At 41.1% G+C, this 25,099-nt stretch carries 21 protein-coding genes and 1 tRNA gene; 13 read left to right on the top strand and 9 right to left on the bottom strand.

The features are described 5' to 3' along the window. Position 1 precedes the first annotated feature (1 nt). Together recJ and AACZ88_RS06565 are read left to right on the top strand one after the other, a co-directional pair. Positions 2-1,696: a single-stranded-DNA-specific exonuclease RecJ gene (gene recJ / locus AACZ88_RS06570; protein WP_339707970.1), complete on the top strand. Its 1,695-nt coding sequence runs from the start codon at positions 2-4 to the stop codon at positions 1,694-1,696. Between the two features lie 58 nt (positions 1,697-1,754). Further along, positions 1,755-4,136, top strand: a complete 2,382-nt coding sequence (locus AACZ88_RS06565; RefSeq protein WP_339707967.1) for a TonB-dependent receptor — start codon at positions 1,755-1,757, stop codon at positions 4,134-4,136. A 120-nt stretch (positions 4,137-4,256) separates the two neighbouring features. Here the strand turns inward: AACZ88_RS06565 and AACZ88_RS06560 are convergent, their stop codons facing one another. Together AACZ88_RS06560 and AACZ88_RS06555 are read right to left on the bottom strand one after the other, a co-directional pair. Continuing rightward, entirely contained in the window at positions 4,257-4,883 is a 627-nt protein-coding gene (locus tag AACZ88_RS06560; RefSeq protein ID WP_339707964.1) for an HmuY family protein, read from the bottom strand. Positions 4,884-4,891: 8 nt separating this feature from the next. Then, on the bottom strand, positions 4,892-6,967 hold the full coding sequence (locus tag AACZ88_RS06555) for a TonB-dependent receptor (RefSeq protein WP_339707961.1): 2,076 nt from the start codon (positions 6,965-6,967) through the stop codon (positions 4,892-4,894). Between the two features lie 111 nt (positions 6,968-7,078). Between AACZ88_RS06555 and AACZ88_RS06550 the strand changes: the two genes are divergently transcribed. From AACZ88_RS06550 to AACZ88_RS06540, 3 genes are all read left to right on the top strand, one after another. Continuing rightward, positions 7,079-8,005, top strand: coding sequence for a DUF6607 family protein (locus tag AACZ88_RS06550; protein WP_339707958.1), 927 nt, complete (start codon positions 7,079-7,081; stop codon positions 8,003-8,005). A gap of 62 nt (positions 8,006-8,067) precedes the next feature. Next, positions 8,068-8,424 (top strand): hypothetical protein, encoded by a 357-nt coding sequence (locus AACZ88_RS06545; RefSeq protein ID WP_339707955.1) that lies wholly within the window; start codon positions 8,068-8,070, stop codon positions 8,422-8,424. Between the two features lie 33 nt (positions 8,425-8,457). Continuing rightward, positions 8,458-8,970 (top strand): DinB family protein, encoded by a 513-nt coding sequence (locus tag AACZ88_RS06540; RefSeq protein ID WP_339707952.1) that lies wholly within the window; start codon positions 8,458-8,460, stop codon positions 8,968-8,970. A gap of 46 nt (positions 8,971-9,016) precedes the next feature. On the opposite strand, the gene AACZ88_RS06535 is transcribed toward AACZ88_RS06540, so the two are convergent. From AACZ88_RS06535 to AACZ88_RS06525, 3 genes are all read right to left on the bottom strand, one after another. After that, positions 9,017-9,778 carry a UDP-2,3-diacylglucosamine diphosphatase gene (locus AACZ88_RS06535; RefSeq protein WP_339708220.1) on the bottom strand — a complete coding sequence of 254 codons (762 nt, stop codon included), beginning with the start codon at positions 9,776-9,778 and terminating at the stop codon, positions 9,017-9,019. A 104-nt stretch (positions 9,779-9,882) separates the two neighbouring features. After that, positions 9,883-10,398 (bottom strand): DUF5004 domain-containing protein, encoded by a 516-nt coding sequence (locus AACZ88_RS06530; protein ID WP_339707950.1) that lies wholly within the window; start codon positions 10,396-10,398, stop codon positions 9,883-9,885. A gap of 95 nt (positions 10,399-10,493) precedes the next feature. Further along, entirely contained in the window at positions 10,494-10,943 is a 450-nt protein-coding gene (locus AACZ88_RS06525; RefSeq protein ID WP_339707947.1) for a 6-carboxytetrahydropterin synthase, read from the bottom strand. 120 nt (positions 10,944-11,063) lie between these two features. On the opposite strand from AACZ88_RS06525, the gene AACZ88_RS06520 reads away from it, so the two are divergent. After that, the gene (locus AACZ88_RS06520; RefSeq protein ID WP_339707944.1) at positions 11,064-12,899 is read left to right on the top strand and encodes an ABC transporter ATP-binding protein; all 1,836 of its coding nucleotides are present in this window, start codon (positions 11,064-11,066) and stop codon (positions 12,897-12,899) included. A 9-nt stretch (positions 12,900-12,908) separates the two neighbouring features. Here AACZ88_RS06520 and AACZ88_RS06515 read toward each other — a convergent pair whose 3' ends face one another. The 4 genes from AACZ88_RS06515 to AACZ88_RS06500 form a co-directional block, all read right to left on the bottom strand. Further along, on the bottom strand, positions 12,909-14,117 hold the full coding sequence (locus AACZ88_RS06515; protein ID WP_339707941.1) for a histidinol-phosphatase: 1,209 nt from the start codon (positions 14,115-14,117) through the stop codon (positions 12,909-12,911). Positions 14,118-14,258: 141 nt separating this feature from the next. Then, positions 14,259-14,687, bottom strand: a complete 429-nt coding sequence (locus AACZ88_RS06510) for a DUF3592 domain-containing protein (protein WP_339707938.1) — start codon at positions 14,685-14,687, stop codon at positions 14,259-14,261. Positions 14,688-14,849: 162 nt separating this feature from the next. Then, positions 14,850-15,617, bottom strand: coding sequence for an enoyl-CoA hydratase/isomerase family protein (locus tag AACZ88_RS06505; protein WP_339707936.1), 768 nt, complete (start codon positions 15,615-15,617; stop codon positions 14,850-14,852). Between the two features lie 21 nt (positions 15,618-15,638). Beyond that, positions 15,639-16,973 (bottom strand): MATE family efflux transporter, encoded by a 1,335-nt coding sequence (locus AACZ88_RS06500; RefSeq protein ID WP_339707933.1) that lies wholly within the window; start codon positions 16,971-16,973, stop codon positions 15,639-15,641. Positions 16,974-17,182: 209 nt separating this feature from the next. On the opposite strand from AACZ88_RS06500, the gene AACZ88_RS06495 reads away from it, so the two are divergent. From AACZ88_RS06495 to AACZ88_RS06465, 7 genes are all read left to right on the top strand, one after another. Continuing rightward, on the top strand, positions 17,183-17,983 hold the full coding sequence (locus AACZ88_RS06495; RefSeq protein WP_339707930.1) for a universal stress protein: 801 nt from the start codon (positions 17,183-17,185) through the stop codon (positions 17,981-17,983). Positions 17,984-18,034: 51 nt separating this feature from the next. Then, a tRNA-Ala gene (locus AACZ88_RS06490) sits at positions 18,035-18,108 on the top strand. A gap of 248 nt (positions 18,109-18,356) precedes the next feature. After that, complete coding sequence (locus AACZ88_RS06485) at positions 18,357-18,743, top strand: hypothetical protein (protein WP_339707927.1); 387 nt, start codon at positions 18,357-18,359, stop codon at positions 18,741-18,743. A 107-nt stretch (positions 18,744-18,850) separates the two neighbouring features. Then, entirely contained in the window at positions 18,851-22,618 is a 3,768-nt protein-coding gene (locus AACZ88_RS06480; protein WP_339707924.1) for an efflux RND transporter permease subunit, read from the top strand. Then, a complete protein-coding gene (locus AACZ88_RS06475; RefSeq protein WP_339707922.1) occupies positions 22,615-23,841 on the top strand; it encodes a TolC family protein in 1,227 nt (408 codons plus the stop codon). Before AACZ88_RS06480 ends, AACZ88_RS06475 begins: the two co-directional genes overlap by 4 nt. A gap of 42 nt (positions 23,842-23,883) precedes the next feature. Next, positions 23,884-24,447, top strand: coding sequence for a DUF3347 domain-containing protein (locus tag AACZ88_RS06470; RefSeq protein WP_339707920.1), 564 nt, complete (start codon positions 23,884-23,886; stop codon positions 24,445-24,447). A gap of 127 nt (positions 24,448-24,574) precedes the next feature. Then, positions 24,575-25,066, top strand: coding sequence for a DUF305 domain-containing protein (locus AACZ88_RS06465; protein ID WP_339707918.1), 492 nt, complete (start codon positions 24,575-24,577; stop codon positions 25,064-25,066). Positions 25,067-25,099: the final 33 nt, after the last annotated feature.

Genomic DNA, 25,099 nt, shown 5'->3' with positions numbered 1-25,099 from the left:
CATGCGCTGGACGTTAAAACCAAAACCGGAACAACATGAAATCGATGCCTTGGCCAAGGCATTGAAAGTAGACTCTTTGGTGGCGCATCTATTGATTCAAAGGGGTATTACCAATTATGACGAGGCAAAGAAGTTTTTTAGACCGGAACTGACGCAATTGCATGATCCTTTTCAAATGAAGGATATGAATATCGCAGTAGAACGTATTGAACAGGCTTTGCTCAATAATGAGAACATTCTAATCTTCGGTGATTACGATGTCGATGGAACTACAGCTGTGGCATTGGTTTCTTCTTATTTACTAAGCTATTACCCCAACGTTGCAACCTATATTCCCGATAGATATACCGAAGGGTATGGAGTTTCCTTTCAAGGTATCGATTTTGCAGATGACAATGGTTTTTCATTGATTATTGCATTAGATTGTGGGGTTAAAGCCATTGATAAAGTAGCATATGCCCAAAAGAAGCATATTGATTTTATAATTTGTGATCACCACAGGCCGGGTAAAGAACTTCCCAGAGCCGTTGCCGTTTTAGACCCCAAGCGCGATGATTGTAACTACCCCTATGATGAGCTTTGTGGTTGTGGGGTAGGTTTTAAATTGATTCAGGCGCTGGCTTCCCGAAGAAACGAGACCATCGATGATTTGCTGCCGTATTTAGATTTGGTAGCTACAGCCATTGGTGCAGATATTGTTCCGATCACGGGTGAAAATAGGGTATTGGCTTATTTTGGCTTACAGGTAATAAATGCAAGTCCGCGTATTGGTTTTAAGGCGATTATCAATCAGATTAAAAAAACCGAACTGACCATTACTGATGTAGTTTTTATCATTGCGCCACGTATTAATGCGGCCGGGCGAATGGAGCATGGCCAACATGCCGTAGATTTACTTACTGAAACCGATTTAAAACAAGCCGAGAAGTTTGCGGCGGGTATCGAAAAATACAATTTCGATAGGCGTGAACTTGATCAAGAAATCACAAAGGAAGCGCTTTCCCAGATAGCTGAAAATCAAGAGGAAGAACGCTACACTTCAGTGGTATATAAAGATACATGGCATAAAGGGGTTATCGGTATAGTGGCTTCGCGATTGACTGAAACCTATTATAGGCCTACATTGGTTTTTACGAAAAGCGGTGATAAGTTGGCGGCATCTGCCCGTTCGGTCAAAGGGTTTGATGTCTACAATGCTTTGGAAGGATGTTCCGATTGCATTGAACAGTTCGGGGGTCATAAATATGCAGCGGGACTCACTATGTTGGAAGATCAGTATGAAGCGTTTAAGAAACAGTTCGAGAAAGTAGTGGGCGAAACGATCGACCCGAAGCTCCTGATTCCTGAAATACAGATCGACGCCCCAATTAAACTACATCAAATCACCCCCAAGTTATTGCGCATTATCAAGCAATTTGCACCTTTTGGTCCGGGTAATATGACACCCGTTTTTATGTCGGAAAACTTACAGGATTCAGGTTATGCCAAGGGGGTTGGAGAAGATGGAAAGCATTTGAAACTTGCAGTGAAACAAAAGGGTATCGGCCCTATAGGATGTATTGGCTTTAATCTTGGGGAGAAATTGCCTCTTGTCAAACACGATAACCGCTTTAGCGCAGCATTTTCTTTGGACGAAAATGAATGGCAGGGCCATATAAGTCTTCAATTAAAATTGCGGGATGTTCGAAATACGTAATGAAAGTCAGCCTATTAAAGTGTTATATATAATCACATCTTCTTATTAAACCAAATAGATGAAACTGAAAACCTCATGCTTTTTATTTTTCCTCATTTTTTTTATACCGATAGTTATAGTAGCTCAGGCGGTTAATTCAGTGGTTATAAGGGGTGTTGTCGTTGAGGAAGGTGGCGAAAAACCTATCGAGTTTGCCACGGTACTAGTTGGCAATAAAGTTACCAAGAAACCTATTTCGGGAACTACGACTATTGTCGATGGTAGTTTTGAGCTTGAGACCGATGCTTCAGATTTTTACATCGAAGTTAGTTTTATAGGCTTTACGACCAAAACGTTTGAAAATATGCGTCCAACAAATGGCATCATAGACTTGGGGGCGATTGTGCTTTCCGAGAGCTCCCAGCAGTTAGACGAGGTGGTGGTGGCCGGAGAAGTGTCGCAGACCGAATTTAAATTGGACAAACGCGTGTTCAATGTAGGTAAAGATTTGAGCAGCATGGGGGCTAGTGCCCTAGAGGTGTTGAACAACGTGCCATCGGTAAATGTGAATATTGAAGGGCAAGTGAGTCTACGGGGAAGCCAAGGGGTGCAAATGCTTATTAATGGAAAACCATCGGTGCTAGCTAATGAACAAGGCAATGCCTTGGGTACACTTACCGCAGACATGATCGAAAAGATTGAGGTGATAACCAATCCGTCCGCAAAATATGATGCCCAAGGTACATCAGGTATTATAAATATTGTTTTGAAGAAGGAGGAAAAGGAAGGATTAAACGGATCGGTGACACTGAATACCGGTACGCCTAATAACCATAGTCTGGGCCTAAGCTTGAACAAACGCACTGAAAAATTCAATTTATTCAGTCAATTGGGTTTGGGGAGGAGAACTTTTCCAAGCCAAGATGAAACGGAGAATCGTGACTTGCTGAACAATACAGTTATCAAAAGCTCGGGGGAAAGCGATAAAAATGAGACCTTCTTTAATATCATCCTCGGTACCGACTATCATATCAATGATTTAAACGTATTGACCCTTTCAGGCCATTTCGCATATGAATGGGAAACGGAACATTCAAACACCAATTTTGAGAGTTTTGATGCCTCAAATGTGCAAACCGATGTATTTCGACGAAAAGAGCTTACCACAGCGACCAATCCCAAATATCAATATGAACTGCAGTATAAAAAAGATTTTGAAGACAACGAAAATCATACCTTGCTCTTTAGTGCTCTAGGTAATTTTTTCGGGAAGGACCAATCGTCGGCCTTTGATAATATCATTACTTCAGGGACAGATTCAGATAGTCGACAACAGACTCGAACGGATTACAAACGGGCGGATTACACCTTTAAGTTTGATTATACACATCCTTTTTTGGAAAAATATACAATAGAAACCGGGGCTCAATATGAGATCAATGATGTCGCAAATGATTACGCGGTTAGCGATCTAGTAGGAAGTGTCTGGATGGAGAATGAAGACTTGACCAATATTTTCGAGTATTTGCAAAATGTTTTGGGCCTATATGGTACAGCTGCTTATGAAGGTGATGTATGGGGGTTGAAACTGGGACTACGTTTAGAAAACACTGATTTGAGTACGGTCTTGAAGAACACCAATGAACAGCACGATCAAAATTATACTAACTTCTTTCCGAGCGGGCATACCTCCTATAAAGTATCCGATAATTTTTCACTACAAGCAGGCTATTCAAAACGGATATTTAGACCCAGTCTATGGGATCTTAATCCTTTCTTTAATATTCGCAACAGCTTTAATGTACGTACCGGTAATCCGAACCTTCAACCAGAATATACCGATTCGTATGAAATTACCAGTATCCATCAATTGGGCAAGGCTTCCTTGAATTTTGCCGTATTTCATAGGTATACTCAAGATGTGGTCGATCGCGTAATTGTTTTTGAAGATAATGTGAGCACATCGAGACCTGAGAATGTGGGCACGAACCATTCTTTAGGGATTGAATTCAACGCAAAATACATTCCATTGCAATGGTTCACCTTGAACAGTGACTTCAATTACAGCCATTTTAAAAGGGAAGGTACTTTTGAAACCACAACATTTGATTTTGTCGGAGAACGTTGGGCAACTCGCCTAACCGGAAAGTTAAAGCTACCCGCCGATATCGATGTGGAGATTTCGGGCGATTATCGTTCACGATATCAAACTTTTCAGCAAGAGGTTGCCGACAATCTTTTTGCGGATTTTGGTATGCGAAAAAAGGTGTTCAAGGGAAAGGCCATTCTTAATTTGAGTGTTCGCGATGTCTTTGCTTCACGAAGGCTAGAAAGTATCACACAACAACCTGAATTCTATTTGCGCAGCAGTCGTCAACAAGGCCGTTTTGTCACGTTTGGTATTAGCTTCGGTTTCGGTAAGGGAGAGGCCATGGAATTTTCTGGGCAAAAACAATTTTGATTTGGAAAGAACAGTAAAAGAAACGGTCTAAAAAGGTAATCCTATCCATATTGCGAGGAAGAAAGTTACAGAAATGAACGGATTTTTCGTGTACACTTTTTAGACCGTATATACTATTTGTCAGAAAGTTGTAGTGCCTTCATTAGGTTGGTATACATAGTTGAAGGTGTAATATGGGGTTTCGTCTACAAAAGCATTCGGGGCTTCGGGGGCGTCTTTGTAATAACTTAAGATTTCTATTTTAGCGTATTTATCATCATTTGTTCTAAAGACTAGAATTTTTCCTGGAGTAGGAGTAATCAAATGTGTGGGTTCGCCGGCATAAATATACCAACCGTTTCCACTTCCAGTGGTTATTGCCAAAGCCTCTGCGGTATCTTGTTTAAATGATGCCGTACTTACCTCCGTGACGCTCGCCATAGTGCCAGAGGCGATATAGGCTGCCGCATTTCCTGTTCTATCAGGTTCATCCGCGGTACCCGAAGACACACCGCCATTTACAATAATCGTAGAGCCTCTGAAGGCAATATCCCAATCGGTATCACTGCTGGTCGTTTGTCCAGTTGCAAAGTTGAACTTGGTAAATGCTCCCGAAACCGGTTGTCCTTGACCTCCTTCCTGTGGCGCATAGAGGTTTTCTACGGAGTTTGATGTTACTGCTATCATTTCGGGGGTATCATCGTCTTCACTACAGGAGATGAAAAAGGCAAAAAGCGTAATCGCGGTAAAAAATGTAATTGTTTTCATGATATAGATTATATGTGAATTGTTATTTTTCCATAAATAATACGGCCAGGAATGGTGCTGATATTTTGCGTGTCGGTAAAGCCTAAAATATTGTCGATGCCAAATCCGACTTTGTGTTTCTTTAGGAAAACTTTGTTTATGGCCATGTCTAAGATGGAGTATCCTTTTATAAAGGTATCATAGGCGTCGAGGTAGTTATTGCCATTTGTGTCCGTTAGCGCATATTTGCTTCGATAGGTAGCTCTGATGTTGGCATCCATTGTCCATTTGGGTATGTCGTAGAACAATTTTAGGTTGGCCATGTGCCTAGAGCGATTAAACAGTCCGAAGTAATCATTTTTCTTGAGGGTAAATGCGGGAGAAGTAGGTGTTTCTCTGGCAAAAACAAGATCCTTCGAAAAATCGTTTCGTGCATTTTTATCCATTGCATATAACAACTGATATCCCCCGTTCAAAGTGAGCAAATCCGTCAGTTTCCATTTAGAATTAAATTCGATACCCTGCGTATATACTTGATTTATGTTGTAATAGCTGAAAATGTTCTGACCATTGGTCTTAGAGGCAATAACCCGGGTATCAATGAGGTCGTTTATGTTATTTCGAAAAAAATTGAAGTTTAATGATAGCTGAGAAAAAGGTTTGTAATCTACTCCAAGGTTAATACTCAGCGAGTTTTCGGCCTTCAGTCCATCTTGAAATTCCGATGTGGGCACTATAATTGTATTGATTTGATTCTGGGCCTGTAAACGGGGTATCTCGGTTTGTACGGCATTATATCCCAAAACAGTGTAGCCAACAGTTGCATTTGAGAAGTTAAAATAAAGTTGTCTGAAATCAGGGGCTTTGAACCCATATCCAGCAGAAGCTTTTAGGGCTACTTTGTCAGTGAGTTGATATCGAATTGCCCCTTTTGGACTTAATTGGGATTTATAAATGTTGTGATTATCGAAGCGAGCTCCTGTCAAAACGTTCAGCCTGTCGGTAAGATTGGTGTCATATTGTAGATAAACATACGGGGAGGTAAAGGTGGGTACGGTGATGAAATCGGTTCGGGATATTGATTCTACCGATATTCCTACCCCCCCTACAAAGGTCGTTTTCTTGTTGGGGGTATACGAACTTCGCAGTTCTGGCCGCCACAGTAATTGGTTGAAATCACTTTCGCTATAAGTAGAAGATCCTTCATTGAGAAATTCATGTGTTTTATAACGGGACGCATAAAATTCAAAATGACTTTTCCATTTAGAATTCAATCTATAGTCAAATTTGGCATGGGTATTCCACTCTTTTATTTCACTTTCGCCCTGTAATTCTTCAGAGGCGTTATAATCTTGTAATTGGGTGAAATATCGAGCAGAAATTAAAAGCTCGCTTTTTTTTGAAAAGACGTAGCTGAACTTTGTGTTTATAGTATTGTTTCGATAAGGTTCTACGGTTTGATAGTTGTCTGCATCGTTTAAATCGTATCCTTCACTATGAAGCCTGTTGAAGAAAGTGCCTAATGCAAACTTTTTCGTTTTATAACTGAGGTGAAGGCCGGTGTCATTGGAACTAAAGCTGCCATAGCGATTCTGAAACGTTCCTTTGAACCCGTCTTTTGGGTTTTCTGTAATGATATTGATTACACCACCTAGAGCATCGTTTCCGTAAAGGCTTGATGAGGCTCCTTTTACAATTTCTATCTGTGCTACATTGCCGACGGCGATTCTTGAGAGGTCTAAGGTTCCTGCTGATCGACCAATCAATGGTGCCCCGTCAATAAGGATAAGAGTATATTGAGCATCCATACCTTGCAATTGAATGCCTTCACCACCGCCAAAATCAGGTACGGTAGTCAATCCTGTCTGCTCGCTTAGAATATCGCTCAATCGTTGGGAGTTCGTGGTTTGAATTTCCTTTTTAGATACCAAATCAGCTGGTAAAGGCAATGATGAAAGTTGTCTTCGGGTGCGTGTTGCACTAACAATGACCTCTTCCAAAATTTCCAAAGCCATAGTGTCTTTCCCACGAAGCTTGGCTTGACCATACAATTGTAATGTGATGGTAGAGAAAAACAGAACGACCAAGGCCTTATTTAGAAGCATTATGAATTAATGTTTGCGCAAATATATATGTTATTTTTATTCAATCTAAATAAAATTTATATTTTTGCTACTAAATCGTTCAAACATATAGCCATTAAAAAATCATCGAATATGAAAAGACCACATTTTGTTCTAGTACTTTTTCTTATATACAGCATTCAAGGGTTTGCACAAGACCAAAAAAAGGAGCAAGACATCAAGGCCATTAAGGCTATGTGCGGTTGCTACGATATAGAGTTCAAGTATGCCGAGACCTTTTCAGGAAAAAGAGATTATGAGTTAGCTTCAGGTTATAGGGCATTGGCCCGTGAATGGGTTGAATTGATTCAAGATGATAAGGATAAGCTCTCATTGCAACATCTCTTGGTCGTTAACGATACCATGGTAATTAAACATTGGCGACAAGATTGGGAATATCAAAATCAAAAAGTCTTTAGTTACGATAAAGACAATAATTGGATTTTCAAGACCTTGGATTCAGATGAGGTTAAGGGACAATGGACACAAAAGGTATATCAGGTCGATGATAGTCCTAGGTATTCGGGTTCCGCGACTTGGATTCATTCTGACGGTAGACACTATTGGGAAAAAAGAACTCCTGCCCCTTTACCAAGAAGGGAGTATACCAAAAGAGATGATTACAATGTAATGTTCAGAACGAATCATCAGGAAATCACTGATTATGGATGGGTACATGAACAAGATAATGACAAAGTTTTGCGGGTCAATGGAGAAAACGACGAACTAATCGCCCAGGAAAAAGGACTCAACATTTACACTAAAGTTCCCGATGAAGAATGTTTGGCCGCCCAGAATTGGTGGAATGAAAACAGCAAATTTTGGTCTCGAGTACGAAACTCTTGGAACAAATTCTATAATCGAGAGGGCGATTTTACTTTGGCAAAGGCCGTTGACAGAAAGCCCTTGTTTATGCATTTCGGAGAGTTGGAAAAGAACAATGCTAACAAAAGGGAAATTTCAAAACTCATAGAAAAGTTTATTACCGATGCCACCGTTGGTGATAAAAGCGGAAAATAAACAAGAAACCGATATGCTTAATAGGGTTCACAAATGAACCACAATAAATTTTATACCATAATATGGATGATATCAACCCCATTTACCATAATCAATTCGGTGTAGCCTTTCAATGGAAGAGGAATACCTCAAAAGATAAGAATAAGGTTCAAATCGTGTTTCGAGATACTGGTTTATTACTTTCAATCGAAGAGCTGGTTCGGTTTTCTCATAACATAAGGTGTACCTTTAAAGAAGGCCATCGAAACTTGTGCAAAGACTGTAGGCATAACGATGCGTGCCGCTCACTGCTGCTAGACACGCCTGCCCCTCAGGTCACCTTGGCATTAAGCCAAAATGAACTTTATGCCGTTCAAGATTTAGTAGAGGGGACTTTATTTCAGCTAAATTTGGATAATTTTTTAGACGGAATTTTATAAAGTTCCAGCGCTTCCTCCCTTTAAAAGATACTTGTGAAACTAAGCCTAGTGGTAGTGGTCTTCTTATTATTGATTTTGGGATGTTCCACAAAAAGAAATGTACCTGGCCTAAGACCTTTATTGTTAAGTCAACTGAAGTATACACACACGGAAAAAGATTGGTTTGTACCTGTAAAATTGGCTGTTGCAGGCGTAACAGCTGAACAAGCTAAATGGAAAGATGGCCCCAACAATCATTCCATAGAGGAATTGGTGTCGCATTTAATATTTTGGAACGAAAGGGTGATGATTGCCTTTAAGGGAAAGAATCTACCTGATTTTAAAAGTGATAATGATTCGACTTTTGACATATTGGATACAGCAAATTGGATGGATGCAACGAAAAAGTTGGACAGTATTCAAAAGGAATGGGAACATTCGGTCGAAAGGGCCACTGAAAAAGAATTGTTGGAATGGAGCGACACTATTGCGAGTATTTGTGCCCATAATGCCTATCACACCGGACAAATCATTTATATAAGAAAACAAAATGGATGGTGGGAGTAATCTTTTTCAAACAGTTGAAAAGACAATTACCCCTAATGATACATTGCTAATTGCTTTCATAGTGCTTCAATTGCAATTTTTCGCCATCAAAAACGGCGTAGGTATAATATGAAATCCAGTCGCCTAGATTGACATAGGTAGACTTTTCATTGAGGTCTATTTCCAAGGGCAAGTGGCGATGACCAAATACGAAGTAGTCGTAATGTTGTTGTTCGAGTTTGCGTTTGGCGTACTGTACCAACCATTCTTTATCTTCTCCCAAAAATTTCACATCCTCATCTCCCGATATCATTTTGTTTTTTACCGAGAAGTACTGCGCCAAGCGAACGCCCCAATCGGGATGTACCCATCGGTAAAACCATTTTGCAATGGGATTGGTAAACACCTTTTTCATACGTTTATAGCCTTTGTCGCCAGGGCCAAGGCCATCACCATGGCCAATAAAAAAAGAAGTTGTGTTAAAGGTGAACTGTTGGGGCTTATGAAAAACCGGAATATTAAGCTCCTCTTCGAAGTAACCGTTCATCCAAAGGTCGTGATTGCCTACAAAATAGTAGATGGGAATACCGGCATCCGAAAGTTCGGCCAGTTTCCCAAAAGTTCGGGTAAATCCTTTCGGAATAACTGATTTGTATTCCATCCAAAAGTCAAAAAGATCGCCTAATAAAAAAATGGCGGCCGCATCATGCTTAACCGTATCCAACCAAGCTACAAATTTCTTTTCACGTGGCCGACTTTGTTCCATGGTCGGGGCTCCCAAGTGATTGTCACTTGAGAAGTATACTTTCTTTCCTTCTGGAAGTGTAATGGTTTTCATGTAGCGGCAAAGATAGGCAAAGCCTTTTTGCCTCCAAAGAAGGATGTAACGCCAAGTGCTTTCTTTTACTAATTGTATTTAAGTTGAACCCGTTATTAGCTTTTGGAGTAGGTAAAAGTGACATTGGTCTGTATGGTATTGCCCGTTACATCAAGTATGTTAATAATACTGGTCGATGAAAATTCAGAAAATTCCGAATCAAATTGCAGTGTTAAATTTTGAACGGTACACGAACCAGTGAGACTCAATGTTTGCCCTGAAAGTTTCCAAGTTCCCGATAGCGTAGCCTTATTGGTACAGCCCGTTGCATTTTGCCCTTGTACAAAATTATAGATTCGGCCAGATTCGAAAGTGTAGGCGGCGTCTTTTTCACAGGCCTCATATTGCGCGTAGATGTCTTCGGAGGCATTATCTTCGTTGTCATCGGTAATGTCTACCGCTTGTTCGGCAGTAATAGCGGTCAATGTCCAAGTTCCAACAAATGCTTCTTCACTGGAGGCTAGCGCACCTGTAAAATCTTCGACACAATTGGTGTCACCGTTATCGGAATTACAACCCACAAAAGTTACGGCCGTTATTAAAGAAAATAGAATCGTCTGGAATTTTTTCATTATTAAATTTATTTATAGAATGCATCAAAGTCCTAAAGGTTGCGTGAAAAAGTAAAGAAATTCTAAACTGCCGATAGAAACGCACTACCATAAAGCTAATTATCTTCTGCAAACCATTCGGCATAGGCGGTTTCGGTCTCTCGAAGTTGAAGCGAGTGCAGTTGTAGACCTTCTGGAATTCTAGCTTTTATTTTTGCGGCAAAATCGATGACCATATTTTCACTGGTGGGTTGGTAATCGGCCAAAATGACTTTATGTCCACGGGCGATCAATTCTTGAGCCAACTCTTTATGTGGCGTGTTTTTATTAAAAACGGTGGCGTGATCGAACGGATTTATGACTTCTTCCTTGACGATGGTTTTTAAATCTCCAAAATCGATGACCATACCAAGCTTAACCGCAGCAGGTTCCGTTATGGGCTTTCCGATTACGGTTACCGACAATTTATAGCTGTGACCATGAACGTTCTTGCATTTGCCGTCATAACCGTATAAAGCATGACCCGTTTCAAAGGTGAATTGTTTCGTAATTCTTATTTTCGACATAGCGCAAAGATAGCGTTTTAAGCTAAAAAGTATGATTTCTAAAATTGATTTAGACCGAAGCTAAAGGTAAACAAAATGCTTATCTACCCCTTTTTATAATATATTGCAAAAAAAAATGACTTGGCGAGAAAACAGCTCAAATCGATTAAAGATAAAAACAAGGTAGGGCTGAAAGACTCCTTTAAGGCTTGGCGCTCCATTCCCCGATTTTTTGGGGAAATATATCGTTCCGGTCGAACCTTGTTCATTGTAAACCTGCTTGCCCGTATTATAAAGGCTTTTGCCCCGGTAGTGTTATTGTGGATCGGAAAATTGATAATCGATGAGATTGTGTTGCAAGTCGGGCAGTCTGAAAAAACTTTCGATTTGTTGTGGCAATATGTAGCCATTGAGTTGGCCGTTGCTATTACTTCCGATGTATTGGGCCGTTTGGTAAACTTGACCGATGGGTTGTTGGGAGATTTATATTCAAACGCATCTTCCGAAAAAATCATAAGAAAGACCAACGAGTTGACGTTGGAGCAATTGGAGAACCCTGAGTTCTACGATAAACTAGAACGCGCACGTACCCAGACAAGCAGCAGGGTAAACTTGATGAGCAATGCGCTGAGCCAAGCAGAAAGTGTTATTTCAATTGCTTCACTGATTGCCGGGCTAATTTATTTTGAGCCCTATCTTATTATTTTATTGGTATTGAGTGTAATACCGGCATTTGTCAATGAGATAAAGTTTAGTTCAGACCGTTATTCATTGGCACGAAGTTGGACGAGCGAACGTCGAGAGCTCGATTATCTTCGTTATATAGGTGCGAATAATCAAACGGCCAAAGAGATAAAGCTATTCGGGCTTACCGATTTTATTGCAAAACGATTTAGGAGACTTTCCGATAGTTATTACAGGCTCAATAGAAAGCTTGCCGTTCGTCAAAGTGTTTTTGGGGGCTTGTTCAATCTGCTGGGCATTGTTTCCTATTATGGGGCTTATGTGCTTATCATTTATAGAACGATGAACGGGTTGATCACTTTGGGTGAGCTCACCTTTCTTTCAGGCTCATTCAACCGATTACAGAGCAATCTGCAGACTTTCTTTTCGCGTTTTACCCGAATTTCGGAAAGCGCCCTTTACCTTCAAGACTATTTTGATTTTATCGACCTTGAAATCGAAGATGTTACCGATAAATGCGTACCCATTTCGAACAAGATGACAAAAGACATTGAATTTCGGAACGTGTTTTTTTCGTATCCTGATAGTGAAGCGGCAATATTGAAGGGGGTTTCCTTTACACTGGGTGCCGGAGAAAAAATGGCCTTTGTGGGTCAAAATGGTGCGGGAAAGACGACTTTAATAAAATTGATCTTAAGATTTTATGAACCTACCCAAGGTACGATTTTGATGGGCGGAATCAATATTTCAAAATTTGATAAAGCCGAATATCGAAAACTCTTCGGTGTAATTTTTCAAGACTTTTTTAGGTATGAGTTTAGCTTGAGAGAGAACATTGCCGTTGGAAATATCGATGCCTTGCAAAACCATGAAAAAATTCAGGATGCGGCCTACAAGAGTTTGGCAAATCAAGTTGTTGACGAAATGAAAAATGGTTTTGATCAACAACTGGGTAGGCGCTTTAAGAATGGACAAGAACTTAGTGGCGGGCAGTGGCAGAAAGTCGCATTGGCGCGGGCATATATGAAAGATTCGGCTATTATGATATTGGATGAACCTACATCTGCTTTGGATGCACGTGCCGAATTTGAAGTTTTCGAACGTTTTATTGGCTTGACCAAAGGCAAGACAAGTATTATCATCTCGCACCGTTTTAGTACGGTGCGTATGGCCGATAGGGTATTGGTGCTCGATGATGGAAAAGTATTGGAAATCGGTACGCACGATGAGCTTATGGCAAACCCTAAGCTCTATGCCGAACTCTTTAAATTGCAGGCAGCAGGATACCAATGAGACAAGCAGTTAATTTGTAGGGAGCACAGGCTGCGTCCATGCGGTTTCATACAGTATATTTTCAATAGGGTTGTCTTGCAATTTCGAAGAGGTAATTTTGCACCGCATAAATAAAATATCATCTGTCATTTCAACACTGGCCTCGTTGCCAACGATTGATTTGAATACGCTGGATTCGGACTCTCCTTTTTTACATCCTATAAAAACAATAGAATAAGTAACGCCCTGTTCTGCATCAACCACTACTGACAAGGTATTGTCCTGATAATTTACCTCTTTCAGGGTGACTCCTGTACTGCTGTAAAATTGCCCTGCCTCCATAGATGTTATAAGCGCTTTCGCGGAAAGGGTATCAGATTGTACCATCACCCAACCCCTGCCGGCATTACTCCATTTCTTGCCTTTTTTATGATAGCTATGCGAGTCGTCGGTTGCCAGACCATACATCAATGGTTTATTGCTTTCTAAGTAAGAAATGTTGATAAGGTCCCACATGTCTTCCGTAGAAATATGAGTGGAATCACCCATGTTGTGCACCATCGGATGGCCATTGTAAACCTCAAAAAAACGTTCGCCCTTCAATGAAATCATATCATCAAGGCTTATACTATAGAAAAAGTTGGGATGGTTGATATGTGGCATTATGGGTACACCGGTTCGCTCACGTTGGTCGAGAACCTGATTTATGTTGTTTTGCATCACTTCTGCAACACTCGAGCCCCCTTGAGGTTCAATTTTTTCTTGAATGTTGGTGGCGTTCATATGAATGTGTTTGCCCTCAAAACCATCGGTAATTTCTTCAGAGGGGATGACCAAAAATTTCCCCGGCTCTTCGACCAGGTCTCGATATTCTGCAAAGGTTTTAAGTTTAACTAGGGTCTTGCCCGAATCGATTTTATGGGCAACCCAATCGTCACCGTAGGTATTCAAATATTTTCGAAAGGCTGTTTGATAGATGGAATCTTCTGAAATGGTTTTCCATTTTTCTTCCCTCGCCACGGTATTGTGATCAGATAAGGCCATAAACTCATACCCGCGTGTTTTATACCAGTCTAGGATAACTTCCGGAAATTCATCGCCATCACTCCAATAGGAGTGCGTATGTAGGTTGCCTTTGTACCATTTGGTATTCTTTTGGCGGCTATCTTTTTTCTTCGGATGGCAATTGATAAAAATAGAAACAATAAGTAAAACGGGAATAATTTTCAAAAATCTCATGGAGGTATGGCTGTAATTCTCCACGAAAGTTAAGAAAAAAGTTTATAGCCGGTGTTGCGTTTTGATTAAATGGAGATTAAGTCTTTTTTCTCGATTGGAAATTTAGAATATTATATGCTGAGCGTAAGCTGAAGTTTCAGATTATCTGCTAATGTAAAGCAAATAGCTGCCTCCGATAATCAAGAGGGGCGCGGCTATCATGGAAAGTATTACGCTCCATCGAAAAAGTCCCCAAAAGGAAACAGTCTTTACGGCGTCTTTTTCCTTGGGGTTATAGATTATTTTCACGGTATCGCCAATGGTATATGGCGCAGGACTGGAACTTATCTGGCTTTCGAATGTTCTTACGACTAGAGTTCTGTCGGTATATTCAAAAACTGGTCTATAGGTGGTTCCGTCATCGCTTTGAGAAACCCGTAAATCGATTACCTTGGCTGTAGTTCTTATTCCACAGTCTAAAAGACGCTGTGTTTTCTGATATTGTACAAATGCACTATAAGCGATAAAGGCGCCCAGAAGAAATAATAATCCATAGAATATTGCCCAACCCATATTTCTGTTGCTAGACACGATTCATCATCGTTTGAACTTTCTTCGTGTACGAATGCGGTTCACAAAATAAATAACGACCACAAAAAGTGCTAGAAGCGGCAATATAAGATCACCGTTTAAAAAATTCAGAAATTTCATTGTATAGATTTTTGGGAATAGAACGTTCCTATGATATTTTTATTATTTCTTAAATTTTGAAAGCGCGTTTCTTGTAAACTGTGAAAGCACTAGTTTTCCGGTTATGGCGGCACGTTCTGGCAGTAGAATATCCCAATGGTCGGTGCCTTCCCAGAGTACTTTTTTCCATTCTTCAATTGCCTCGGGGTTGTATGAAGCCAGTTTTTCTACAAAAAACTCGATTTCCTTATCCATTTCCTTCCTTTGGTCAAAAACTTTGGCATAAAGGCCTTTTTCTTGTGCCCAATAGGCATTTTTCCACTCGGTCGGGGCTAATGAAAGTTCTGAAAGTCCACTTTTTCCCAGCTTTCGCTCTACAGCCGGCGCAATGACCAAGGGAGCGATTCCAATACTTAATTCGGAGAGGCGGATGGCTGCATCAACGGTAGCAAAAACATAGTCACAAGCCGAGATGAGTCCGACCCCGCCACCAACAGCTTTACCCTGTACACGGCCAACAATCGGTTTTTTACACCGGCGCATGGCGTTGATGACATTGGCAAAGCCACTGAAGAAAACTTTTCCTTCGGCTAAAGTCGCTACGGCGGTCAATTCGTCAAAGGAGGCACCTGCACAAAAAGTACGATTGCCTTCCGATTTCAATACAACAACGGAAACATCTGGGTTCTCAGAAAGTTTATCAAACGTATCGGTCAACCTATTGAGAAGTTCGAGAACAAAAGAATTACTGGCCGGGTGGCCAAATTCAACTGTTGCGATTCGATTTTCTATGGAAGTATAAAGACTTCCGTTTTCTCTTGAGGTTCCCATAGGTTTTCTTTTGAACCAAAATTAAACCTTTTGCAATAACGGGCGAAACTTTCGACGGAACTTCCAAACCAATGCCCCGCCCCGTACCAGCATCCAAACGGTAAAGGCGATCCATATACCGTATAACCCCCAATGCATAAATTTTCCTAAATATAAAACCGGAACAAAGCCTAAGAAAGTGGCAAAAAGAAGTACGTTACGTAGGTATTTCATTTCTCCCAAACCTTTGAACAAACCGTCAAAAACAAAAGCCAATGTATTGATGGGAAGCCCTAATATGATAATGAAAAAGATGGAGTAAAAGCCTTGAAGCACAAGAGATTCATTGGAGAAAAGCTTACCGATAGGCGTATAGAAAGCGAAGCATAAGAGCATTAAAGCGAGACTTACCAGCATACCGTACAGCATGATTTTTTTGGCTAATTTCCAGAGTCCGTTGTAATTTTTTTCTCCAAGTAGTTTTCCGCCCATTATATTTCCCGCAGCACCATATCCATCTATAAAAAAAGCCGAGAACAACCAAATATTTATGGCGATGGTATGGGCACCTATAAAGCTGTCACCCAAGATTGTTGCTTCGCGTACGGCTAAGATCAAAGCCGTATTCAAGGCGAGGGCACGAACGAAAAGATTTAAACTCATGGCAATCAATCGAGGTAGTTCTTTGTTTAAGGGAAAACGGAGTTTTAGGCTGATATCTGTTTTTATGAGCAAAAGTGCAAAAGCTATCAGTGCCATAACACCTTGTGCTAAGAGACTGGCCCACGCCGCACCCTCTAAATGCATGGCAGGGAGTACCCCCTCCCATCCATACACGAAGATAAAATCGAGTACAATATTCAATAGCGCGCCGATTAGCGCAATAAGCATGGGCCAATAGGTGTTCTGAAGACCGCGGAAAATTCCGAATATGGCAAAAGTAAAAAGCGTCAGGGGAAAGCCCCAAACACGTATGGCATAATAAGAGACACAATAATCTAAGATTTTGCCCGAAGCTTCGAACAATTTAAAAATGTCTTCTATCACAAATACGGTGGACAGCAATACCACAATACTGAGTGCGATATTAAAGAATATGGCCTGCGCGGGTAGATCTTTCACTTCCTGCAGTTTTCCGGCACCCAAGTATTGCGAAATAATGGCAGAAATAGCGCTTCGCGTCTGGCCTAAGACCCAAATCAACATAGATAAAAACGACCCCACAATACCTGCAGCGGCCAATGATTCAAGACCGTCGACCGGAATGTTGCCCACTATGGCCGTGTCGGTTATCGATAGAATGGGTTCGGCTATGCCTGCAACAGTAGCCGGGATGGCCAAATTGTTAATGCTCTTAAATGTGATTTTTGTTTTCAATGGGCGCGCAAGTTAGCGCATTCGAAGGCCATTACAAAAGAAACACGCAGGCCTAGACTTTCATCGTTTTTTCGGAAATGCGGTTTTTATTCATTTTATACAGTACGTTTCGGCAATGTTAAGAATCTCGGTAATTTCCAATATCTTTGCATGTTGAATAACTTAGACGGTCTATTCGTAAAGTAAATTTATACTGTAAAACAAGCGGCATGAAAAATATATTGGTACCTATAGGCACTTCGCCTGATGCACACGAAACCTTACAATACGCAATTGATTTTGCAACAGCGTTTTCCTCCAAAATATATGTGATGGAGGTTTTTAATGTATCTATTGGAGCTGGAAGAAGTTTAAAGAATGTAGAGGAAAAGGTTACCGAAAGTAGTATAGAACACGTAAAGGAGATTATCAGTAAGACCGACTCGAAGGGAATTGAAATCAAGGTTGCCACCTACAATGGTGATTTGATCGATGGGTTAAAAGGAATTGACAAGGAATTGGGCATTGATTTGATCATCATAGCGCCTAGAAGCAATGATGTTACCGAAGAACTTTATTTAGGGCATACCTCAGGAAGAATTATCAAACGAACCGATATCCCTACTTTGATTGTTCCACGAGGAAGTGAATTCAAACCGATGCAGGGCATATTGACCGCTTTTAAGTCGGGGGTGTTAAAACGAAAGCGGATTCTTGACCCATTGGTGCAAATCAAAGCGAAATTCAATGCCAAAGTGAATTTATTATTGGTGAAAACCCCGGGGTACAGTGATGACGACCTTAAGGTAAATACGGCACTTATGGACATCAGCTCGCAGCTGACATTGGCCGAAGCTCCCACCACCTATTTGGGCGTTTTAGAGCATTTTCAATCGCAGCACCCCGATTTGTTATGTGTATTTCGAAGAAAAAGGGGCTTTTTTAAGAATTTATGGGAAAAAAACACCATTCCTAAATCTGAATTCTCGTCTCGCATACCCGTTTTAGTACTAAGTGTCAAGAAAGATTGATTTGTATTTTGATACTTTGTCAAAAAGTATTTCCTTTGAGGGCTGAAATTTGGGGGATTAGCTCAGCTGGCTAGAGCGCTTGCCTGGCAGGCAAGAGGTCACCGGTTCGACTCCGGTATTCTCCACAAAACCATCGACTGAAAAGTTGGTGGTTTTTTGTTTCCTATACCTTTTAAGTATATCAATCTATCCCAAATTAATCTGTAATTATCTCGGTTAGAACTCATACTTTTCCATAAATCCCGACGACTTGTGAATGGCTAAATGTACCCTTTGATTTCTAAACTTCTGTTAAACAAACTACTGTTCAGTTCAAATTTTCGTAATTTTGCAAACAGTGAAAGAAGTCTTGCGTAAAATATCGTCTATTGCGATGGCATGTATAGTGCTGTTCTCCACCTCATCTTTTTCCGTGGATATGCACTATTGTGGCGACCATTTGGTAGATTTCAGTTTTTTTGAAACCTTGGATACTTGTATGATGCAGGCAGAAATGTCTAAATCTTCCAACGAATGTGCCGAGGTTGAAATGGATATGGAGTGCTGTTCAGATGTTGTTGTTTCCATGCAAGGTCAAGATGATTTGAAAATCTCATTTGACAAGCTCGGTTTTGACCAGCAGCTATTCATTACTTCTTTCGTTTACACTTATATTAATCTATTTGAAGGGCTTGATGAGAACGTTGTCCCCTTTAAAGATTATTCTCCTCCTCCACTGATACGGGATGTTCAAATCCTAGATCAGACTTTCATCATTTGATTTTTAAACTTTTAAAATGTAGCCCAACAGCCATCGCTGTTCTTGGGCCAAACTTGCTTGTACGATTTTGTCCAACATGATTTTTAACTGTTTAATAATCATTTCATATGCTGAACAAAGGCATTAAATTTCTAATCGAAAATAAATTGGTCGCGTTATTATTGCTCCTCCTATTTGTAGGATGGGGTACGGTCAATGCACCTTTCAATTGGGATACCGGTTTTCTTCCAAGTGATCCCGTAGCTGTCGATGCAATACCCGACATTGGCGAGAACCAACAAATTGTTTTTACCAAATGGCCCGGCCGGTCCCCGCAAGATATAGAAGACCAGATTTCCTATCCCTTGACCACTTCATTATTGGGGATACCGGGAGTACGGACAATACGAAGCTCTTCCATGTTCGGTTTTTCAAGTATCTACATCATTTTTGAGGAAGATGTCGAATTTTATTGGAGTCGCAGTCGTATTATTGAAAAATTGAATTCACTCCCAAGTAATCTTCTTCCTGAGGGAGTAAATCCGGCTTTGGGGCCTGATGCAACAGGTTTGGGCCAAATTTTTTGGTATACCCTCGAAGGACGCGATAAAGATGGAAATGTTACCGGCGGCTGGGATTTACAGGAATTACGAAGTATTCAAGATTACTACGTGAAATATGCGCTATCTGCTGCAAGTGGCGTTTCTGAAATTGCCTCTATTGGGGGGTATGTTCAGGAATATCAAATAGACGTGGATCCCGAACTGATGAAGCAGTACAAAATTGGCTTGCAACAGGTGGTCAATGCAGTCAAACAAAGTAATCGTGATATTGGTGCCCAAACTCTGGAAATCAATAAGGCGGAATATCTAGTGCGGGGCTTAGGTTATATTAAGTCTTTGGAGGATATTAAAAATGCCGTAGTAACTGTAGAAAAATATACCTCTATACGTGTGAAGGATATTGCCAACGTTTCCCTTGGGCCAGCGGTTAGACGTGGTATTCTCGATAAGGAGGGGGCAGAAGTTGTTGGGGGTGTTGTGGTAGCAAGATATGGGGCGAATCCACTAGAGGTCATCAATAATGTCAAGGACAAAATCAAGGAGCTGAGTTCAGGGCTTCCCTCCAAGAAATTGGATGATGGTCGTACCTCGCAACTGACTATTGTACCATTTTATGACCGTACCGAATTGATCCAGGAAACCTTGGGAACACTCAATGAAGCGCTGACCTTGGAAATATTGATCACCATTTTGGTAATTGTTGTCATGGTGTTTAACCTTCGGGCGTCCGTTCTTATTTCAGGATTGTTACCCGTTGCCGTGCTCATGGTTTTCATAGCCATGAAGTTTTTTGGGGTAGATGCCAACATCGTGGCGCTTTCAGGTATAGCTATTGCCATTGGAACCATGGTTGATGTGGGAGTCATCCTCTCCGAAAACATCATTCGTCATCTCGATGAAGATGGTGATAAACTTCCTGTCAATACAGTTGTGTATAATGCTTCCGCAGAGGTTTCGGGAGCTATTGTAACGGCAGTAATGACGACGATCATCAGTTTTATTCCGGTGTTTACGATGATAGGTGCCGAGGGGAAATTGTTTCGTCCTTTGGCGTTTACCAAAACCTTTGCTTTGACCGCATCGATTATTGTGGCACTATTTTTAATACCCCCTTTTGCGGCCTTTTTGTTTAGGAAGAAGAGGGGCAGGAGTATTGTGGGATATGTGTTTAGCGGCGTGCTTATTGTTTTGGGGCTTGTAGCACTTGTTTATGGTTATTGGCTGGGTTTGGTTCTGGTTGCCTTCGGAACAATAAAGCCGTTGAAAGATTCCGAATTGACAATGCGCTTGTTTAATGGGTTTTCCCTTTCCGAGAAGCAGTCGAGCCTCTTAAATGTCATTATTTCGGCCACTGCCATCGTATTTCTTTTGGCGACCTATTGGCGACCATTAGGCTTCGATCGCAGCATATTCATGAATCTAATTTTTGTAGGACTGATATGTTTTGGACTATTAGCCGTATTTACGCTTTTTAGAAAGTATTATACACAGATATTGCGGTGGGCATTGCGCAATAAACTGTTGTTTCTTTCCATACCCACTGTTATTGTCGTTTTCGGAGCATTGATTATGCAGCATACGGGCAAAGAATTTATGCCCTCTTTGAACGAAGGTTCCTTTCTACTGATGCCAACTTCACTACCCCATTCAGGGGTTGAGGAAAACAAGCGGGTTTTGCAACAGTTAGATATGGCCGTGGCCAGTATTCCCGAAATAGAAACGGTTGTCGGTAAGGCGGGGAGAACCGAATCTGCACTTGACCCGGCACCTTTGTCAATGTACGAAAATATCATTCAGTACAAAACGGAGTATATGCGGAACGATGTTGGTGAACGCCAGCGGTATCGCATAAATGAGAATGGGTGGTTTATCTTGAAGGATGGAAACCTGTTTTTGAACCCGAATTCTAGTGTAGACGAAGGTGAAGTCGAGAATAACCCAGACAACATTTCAACGAAACTTCAGGTGACACGGGATAATCTGATTCCGGATCAAAGCGGTGAATACTTCCGAAATTGGCGACCTGAAATTCAATCGCCCGATGATATCTGGAACGAGATTGTTAAGGTAACCCGGTTGCCTGGCGTAACATCGGCTCCCAAATTACAACCCATCGAAACGCGGTTGGTCATGTTGCAAACGGGCATGCGAGCTCCAATGGGCATTAAGGTAAAAGGACAAGATTTAGGAGAAATCGAGGCTTTTGGTATACAGCTGGAAAACATTTTAAAAGAGGCCGACGGTGTCAAGGAGGAGGCCGTATTTGCCGACCGAATTGTGGGCAAGCCTTATTTGTTGATCGACATCGACAGGGAAGCCTTGGCGCGGTACGGTATACTGATAGAAGATGTACAACGCGTACTGGAAGTAGCAGTAGGCGGCATGACCTTGACCCAGACCGTTGAAGGTCGGGAACGTTATGGAGTGCGGGTCAGGTATCCTAGGGAACTTCGTGAAAATCCGACCGACCTAAAAAACATTCATGTGCCCGTGGCAAGTGGCAGTCCCGTGCCATTGAGCGAATTGGTGCGCATACGCTATGAGAAAGGACCTCAGGTCATCAAAAGTGAAGACACCTTTTTAGTGGGGTATGTGCTTTTTGATAAGCTTGATGGGTATGCGGAAGTGAACGTTGTGGAAAATGCCCAAGCCCTGATTCAACAAAGAATCGACAATGGGCAGCTCGTCGTACCGAAGGGGATCAGTTATCAATTCACGGGAACCTATGAGAATCAGTTAAGGGCCGAAAAAACGCTCTCGGTGGTCGTGCCCTTGGCCTTGGGCATCATTTTTCTGATTCTGTATTTTCAGTTTCGTTCGGTAAGCACGTCATTAATGGTATTTACCGGAATTGCAGTAGCTTTTGCAGGAGGATTTTTGATGATATGGGGCTATGGCCAAAGTTGGTTTTTAAATTTCAATTTCTTCGGGGAAAACCTGCGTGATTTATTCCAGATGCATCCCATTAACTTGAGTGTGGCTGTATGGGTCGGTTTTATTGCCCTTTTCGGAATTGCCACCGATGATGGTGTGGTCATGGCCACCTATCTGACGCAGACCTTTGAACGTAATAAACCGAAAAGTCGGGAAACTATTCGGGCGTCGGTCGTAGAAGCTGGCGAAAAACGAATACGACCTTGTTTAATGACGACGGCTACCACCCTACTGGCATTATTACCTGTGCTGACCTCCACTGGTCGGGGAAGTGACATTATGATTCCGATGGCCATCCCATCGTTCGGCGGAATGTTGATTGCCTTGATAACATTGTTGGTCGTTCCCGTATTGTACAGTTGGAAAAGTGAGTGGCAACTTAAAAGAGATAATCGATGAAAAAAGCATTAATCATAATAATAGGGTTGTCAGCCGTCGGTTTGGTACAGGCACAGACCTTGCAATCATATATTGAAGAAGCAGAGGCAAACAATCCTGAGGTACAAGCTTTTGAAATTAGGTATAACATTTCTAAAGAAAAAGTAGCTGAAGTCAACAGCTTGCCCAATTCAGAAGTAAGCGCCGGAATTTTTGTCAGTGAACCGGAAACACGAACAGGGGCACAAAAAGCAAAATTTTCGGTCAAACAAATGCTACCGTGGTTTGGCACCATAACCGCTAGGGAAAATTATGCCAGTTCTTTGGCGGAGGTCGATTACCTGGATATTGCCATTACAAAAAGAAAACTAAGGCTGGCGGTGTCGCAAGCGTATTATAATTTTTATGCCATTATGAGAAAGACAGAGGTTCTAGAGGAAAATGGCAAATTGCTAAAGACGTATGAACAATTGGCGTTGACCGCTGTTGAGGTGGGCAATGCTTCCGCCGTAGACGTACTTCGTCTGCAAATTCGTCAAAATGAATTGCAGGAACAAAAGGAAATATTGCTACAAGAGTTGCATTCCGAAAGAAATGTTTTTAATAATCTTTTGAACCGCGATGAGGCCATGGAAATTGAGGTAGTCGATAGTCTTATGATTGATGTTGATTATGTTCAGACTAAGACGGAAATTGGATTACATCCTGAATTGGAAAAATACGATAGATTGTACAATTCTGTTGAGCAGTCTGAAGCTCTTAATCAAAAAGAAGCCAATCCTAATTTAGGTTTTGGGCTAGACTATATCGCGGTTTCAGAAAGGCCGGACATGACTTTAAATGATAACGGAAAGGATATTTTGATGCCGATGGTATCGCTATCCATTCCCATTTTCAACAACAAGTACAAATCACGTTCGCTACAGCATGAACTAAGGCAAGAAGAAATCAATGCTCAAAAGGCAAATCGACGCAATCTATTGGAGTCCATTTTGAGTGCGACCATAAACAATCGAGAGGCCGCTCGGATCAAATATAATACCCAACTTAAAAATTTGAATCAGGCAAAAGATGCCGAAGAAATACTGATTAAAAACTATGAGACTGGTACTATCGATTTTAACGAGCTACTCGACATTCAAGAACTTCAATTAAAGTTTCAAACAAATCAAATTGAGGCGGTTAAGAACTATTATTCGCAAATGGCGGCTATCAATTATTTGGTGGAGGGCCGGCTGGAATGATTCAATAAATGAAAAACAATTAACAATTTAAATTTTATCACTATGAAACTATTACAAACAAACGGTATCAAGAAGAACAAATACTTGGCTTTAACGGTGGCCGCAACTATATCTCTAGCCTCCTGCGGAGACAAGAAAGAAAAACCGGACGTAACGGGCGATACCGGAACTCAAATTGAACAAACAACCGGGAATTCGGAAGCTATCGCCGAAGCTTCTTTTTCAGATCCAATGGCAGAAAAGGTTTTCGCCGATTATCAAAAGATACGAGCTGCTTTGGTCGCTTCCAATGCTAGCGAAGCGCAAACCGCTGCCGGGAAACTAGCGGAAAATTTTACGGAGGAACAGGAAATCTTAAAGTCAACGGCCCTGACCATGGCAGCTTCCGATAATCTTGAAAAGCAACGGGAACTGTTTTCCGAATTGACCGCAGAGGTTGAGCCGCTACTCAAGGGGTCCGTTTCGGAGGGAACGATTTACAAACAATTCTGCCCTATGGCCTTTTCCGGAAAGGGTGGGTATTGGATTTCAAACGTAAAGGAAATCCAGAATCCATATTACGGAAAAAAAATGCTGAAATGTGGCAAGGTCGTAGAAGAAATTTGACGGTATAAGTCCTGTTTTGGGAAAGGGAGAATAATTAATGGTTAGTGTTTAGCCCTTTCCCTTCACAGGCATTGTCAATACCCTCAATATTTTAAAAAATGAATCAGGAATCCTAAAACCAAAAACAATGGAAAATAAGAATGAAAGGAATCATAAGAACATGGAAGGTAGTAACTATACAAAATTTTTCTTGATGTTGGGAGCATCTTTCTTAGCGATGTATGTTACCATGTATTTGAACACTTACCAGATCGACCATGTATATTTTAGTCTTACCCGATTTTATATGACATGCTTGGGTATTTCGACTATGGCCGTTATTATGCTACTTTTTATGTTGAAAATGTATAAAGACAAGAAAAAGAACATCGCCATTCTGGTTGGTAGTTTTGTGCTTTTTATTGGGGCATTGGCCTTGGTACGTGCACAGAAGCCCATAATCGGTGATGTGTTGTGGATGAAAGCTATGATTCCACATCACTCCATTGCAATTTTGACCAGTGAGCGTGCGGATATTGAAGACACAGAAGTAAAAAAATTGGCAGACGATATCATCAAAGCACAAAAAAAGGAAATTGAAGAAATGAAGATGATGATTGAGCGCCTTGAAAGTAAATAAGCTTATTAAATCTATTCGTATTCTATTTAGCAA

It is taken from the genome of uncultured Kriegella sp. (assembly GCF_963975415.1).
Lineage (GTDB): Bacteria > Bacteroidota > Bacteroidia > Flavobacteriales > Flavobacteriaceae > Kriegella.
Note: the sequence above shows the minus strand (reverse complement) of the source record. Positions and strands in the feature narration are given on the sequence as shown.